We start from the raw sequence: 3,399 nt of genomic DNA on the forward strand, positions 1-3,399 counted from the left end.
GGCCTTGAACTGCGGGCTGAACCGACGACGCTGCTCGGGCATGGACTCATCCTCTCAACTCGGAGGACATGTCCAGGATCCTTGGTACACCTCACTGCCCGATACGGCCGACTTCGAAGCGGGTACCGGCGGCGTGCCGACGCACGGCTAGGCCGGTCAGCCGGTCACGGACCGCCTCGTACTCGAGATTGAGGGCCGTGAGGATCACTACGAGGTCTTCGTCCATGCTTACGTCGGCTCCTTTTCTGTCGGGTTGGGTCTGGTCATCGGCGGCCTCAACGTCATTTGCGGTCCGGAGCGGAACAGTCGCGCCGGACGCCCGCTTTCCGCCTTCCGCGTCGGCCCGGCGGGGACGATGAAGCCGGGGACGCTTTGCACCTTGCGATAGAAGTTCCGGGGATCGAGTCGTACGCCCCACACCGCCTCGTAGACCTCCTGCAGGTCGGAGATCGTGAACGTCGACCCGCAGAAGGCGGTGGCGAGCGCGGTGCGTTCCAGCTTGTCGCGGGCCCGCTCCAACCCGTCAGCCAGGATCTGACGGTGGTCGAACGCGAGGTGCACCTGATCGGAGAGAGCCTCCTCGATCGGCATCCAGTAGGCGCGGGACGCGTTCTTGCCTGCGGTCGGTTCCGGCAGCCGAGGCGCGATGGCCAGATAGGCCACAGACAGCACCCGCCCTCTCGGATCTCGGCCCGGGGTGCCGTACACACTGAGATGTTCGAGGTGTGGATGATCGGCGCCCAGGCTGGCCTCCTCTGCCAGCTTCCGATGGGCCGCGTCGAGGAGGTCCTCCTCGGCGTGTTTGAGGAATCCACCAGGGAGAGCCAGGCGGCCGAGATGCGGCTCGATACCCCGCTCGATCAGTAGCGCGTGGAGGCGGGACTCCCGCAGCGTGAGGATTACAAGATCCACCGCGACGAGAACAGCCGGGGCGCTGCGTTGAGGCTTTGCCATGAGCGAACCATAGACTTCTTGTCACCCTGACAGGAAGTCATGACATGTGTCGGGTTTCGGCACCTGTCGATCGAAGGTCTGAGCCGCACTCCTTGACAGCGGGGCTGACGCCGAACTCCGGGTCGAGCCGTCATCCCCCGAGGCTGCGCCACGCCCGACTGGCTGTGCGGACATTCAGTCAGTAACTGCATGCCCCCGCGGCGGGGCTCTTCCACGAGAGGGGCACCCCGCCGTCGTCGCTGTGGTCAGGACATGTCGGGCCGCCGGTCCTGGTCGAGGTAGAGCACGTAGGAAAACACTGCGGGCACCTGCACCGGAAGCCGTTCAGGCCGGCGCAGGAGCATCGACTCATACGCCAGCAGCAGACCGGTTTCCTGGTCGAAGATCAGCAGGTCACGGGCCCCGCCATTGTCGGAGTCCACACTGACCGCAATGCCCTGGCGGCCGAGCCGGTCGGTGACCGCACCGCGCAGCAGCACCCCGTCGGTGCGGGCAAGAAACCGCAGCGCCGCAACCCGCACCTTCCGGTCGACTGCGGTGGTGCGGTAGAGGTCGGCGACCGCACGCACCGCCGACTTCGGCCCGTTGACGCGGGGCTGATGGGCATACAACGCCCGTTCCAAGGCGTCGACATCGTCAGGAACCGGGTCGGCGACAACCGCAGCCAGCTCCCCCGCGGCGTAGGTGTTCACCTCGGCCGCGCCCCGCGCCGCCGCATCGAGAACGGCTTCGGCGTTCGGCCGCTGCCCAACATCCAAGCGGTCGATCGTGACCGTGGCGACCTTGCCGGACCCGTCCGGAGCCCGCCACGTCGAGATCACCTGCGGCACGACCCCGACCTCGGTGCTGCCCTTGCCGGAAGCGATGTCCAGCGACCACTGCCCAACCCGCACGAAGCTGAACCGCCCGGCCCGCTCACCCGCGGCTGGCCCTGCCTGAACCGCAGCGGCGAGGTGAAGCAGCGCGTCGCGGGCTGCGGGCGCGTCGCCCGCGTACTGCACGTGCAACGGCGGCGGCGTCGCCGCGTACACCGGCACCGACGGTCCGGCGACCTGCACGATGACCATGCCCCCGGCGACCGCGGTTGCGGTGGTCAACACCGCGCCCAGAACCACGCGGCGCCTCCATCCACGCCGTTCAGGTTGTGGCGGCGGCCCACCGGCCACCGTTGCCCAGTCCACCCGCGGCGTCGCCGGCCACTGGTCAACCTCCCGCGCCGGGTCAAGTCCCCTCAGCAGGTCCTTTGCTCTGCTCATCGCACGCCTCCACGTACTGGTCTGGGGGATCTCCTCATTGGCGCGGTCGAGGATGGCGCATTCAGCAGACGGGCGAGTCGTTGTCGGGCCCGAAATACTCGGACGGCCGCCGCCGCCCGACCGCACCCCAGAACCCGGGCTACCCCCGCCATGTCCAAGTTCTCCCACGTCACCAGGCGCAGCACCTCGCGGTCCGACTCCGATAGCCGGGCGAACGCCTGCCGCAGGTCCTGGACCAGGCCGACCGCTTCCAACGACCCGTCGGCCTCCCCGACATCGACTCTGTCCGTCATTGGCACGGTGACCGGCCGGGCTCGTCCGGCCCGCCAGTGATCAGCCAGCACACGCCGGGCGATCCCGTACAACCAAGGCACCAACAAGCCTGGTGCGTCCCGACGTCGGCGCCACGCCACCACGAACGTCTCCTGGGCCAGCTCGCGCGCGCACTCCATATCCCCAAGCCGGCGGTAGCAGTAGCGCAGCACCAGGTGATAGCTCGACGAGAACAGCCGCTCGAACGCGGCATGCTCATCCTGATCAACGCTCACCCGACCCCCTCCGGCATCCCTTCACTACTACTCATGGCACCAACCAGTCAGGCGTTACACGTCAGTTCAGGAATACGCGGCTATGGGGTTGGATGAGTGCATGACGGAGTTGCTGGTCCAGCTCGGAAATCGAGGCTTGGTCGCCATCGTCAAGATGGACGGCGAGCGCCAACGGGGCCGCTGGACGGTGCTGGTGTCGGGCAAGCCGCTGGGCGGGGAACTCGTGCGGTGGGACGGCGACGACTTGAACGCCGGGCTGTCGCGGGTAATGGCCAAGCTTCGGGAGCGGGTTCCAGGGCTGCTTGGCTGAGCTACGGCCTGGGGTTAGAGAAAGATCCGGCTGACTGGTCGAGTGGGCTCGGCGCTGACGCGCTGCGGTTTCTGCCCTGGCAGTATGGGCTGGTGGACCGGCCAGCCGTCGAGCTCGACTCGTACTCCTACCTCTGGGATGGAAGCGACCCGGGGTGGGTGGTCCTGGCAACCTCCGGCGGGGACGAAGATGGCGGCTTGCCCTACCATCGCCCCACAAAAGTGGTCGAGCTGATCTGAGGTGTACCAAGGATCCTGGACATGTCCTCCGAGTTGAGAGGATGAGTCCATGCCCGAGCAGCGTCGTCGGTTCAGCCCGCAGTTCAAGGCCG

4 protein-coding genes and 1 pseudogene are annotated in these 3,399 nt (G+C 67.4%); 1 reads left to right on the forward strand and 4 read right to left on the reverse strand.

What is annotated here, in order from left to right; genetic code table 11:
- Positions 1 to 94: 94 nt before the first annotated feature.
- The 4 genes and pseudogenes from ACGF5G_RS35670 to ACGF5G_RS35685 all read right to left on the reverse strand — a co-directional run.
- A pseudogene (locus tag ACGF5G_RS35670) lies at positions 95 to 226 on the reverse strand (purine phosphorylase); the annotation flags it as partial.
- 2 nt (positions 227 to 228) lie between these two features.
- The gene (locus ACGF5G_RS35675; RefSeq protein ID WP_393271305.1) at positions 229 to 954 is read right to left on the reverse strand and encodes an NUDIX domain-containing protein; all 726 of its coding nucleotides are present in this window, start codon (positions 952 to 954) and stop codon (positions 229 to 231) included.
- A 245-nt stretch (positions 955 to 1,199) separates the two neighbouring features.
- Positions 1,200 to 2,210 (reverse strand): CU044_5270 family protein, encoded by a 1,011-nt coding sequence (locus ACGF5G_RS35680; protein WP_393271307.1) that lies wholly within the window; start codon positions 2,208 to 2,210, stop codon positions 1,200 to 1,202.
- The gene (locus ACGF5G_RS35685) at positions 2,207 to 2,758 is read right to left on the reverse strand and encodes an RNA polymerase sigma factor (RefSeq protein ID WP_393271309.1); all 552 of its coding nucleotides are present in this window, start codon (positions 2,756 to 2,758) and stop codon (positions 2,207 to 2,209) included. The genes ACGF5G_RS35680 and ACGF5G_RS35685 overlap by 4 nt, the downstream gene beginning before the upstream one ends.
- Positions 2,759 to 2,858: 100 nt before the next feature.
- On the opposite strand from ACGF5G_RS35685, the gene ACGF5G_RS35690 reads away from it, so the two are divergent.
- Entirely contained in the window at positions 2,859 to 3,068 is a 210-nt protein-coding gene (locus tag ACGF5G_RS35690; RefSeq protein ID WP_393271311.1) for a hypothetical protein, read from the forward strand.
- Positions 3,069 to 3,399 lie beyond the last annotated feature (331 nt).

Origin of the sequence: Micromonospora sp. NPDC047730 (assembly GCF_043204765.1) — a bacterium.
Taxonomy (GTDB): Bacteria; Actinomycetota; Actinomycetes; order Mycobacteriales; family Micromonosporaceae; genus Micromonospora.

What these genes read in the sequence shown, in the direction of transcription:
- ACGF5G_RS35680 (WP_393271307.1), bottom strand. Translation starts at nt 2,210, where the DNA reads ATGAGCAGAGCAAAGGACCTGCTGAGGGGACTTGACCCGGCGCGGGAG.
- ACGF5G_RS35675 (WP_393271305.1), bottom strand. Translation starts at nt 954, where the DNA reads ATGGCAAAGCCTCAACGCAGCGCCCCGGCTGTTCTCGTCGCGGTGGAT.
- ACGF5G_RS35690 (WP_393271311.1), top strand. Translation starts at nt 2,859, where the DNA reads ATGACGGAGTTGCTGGTCCAGCTCGGAAATCGAGGCTTGGTCGCCATC.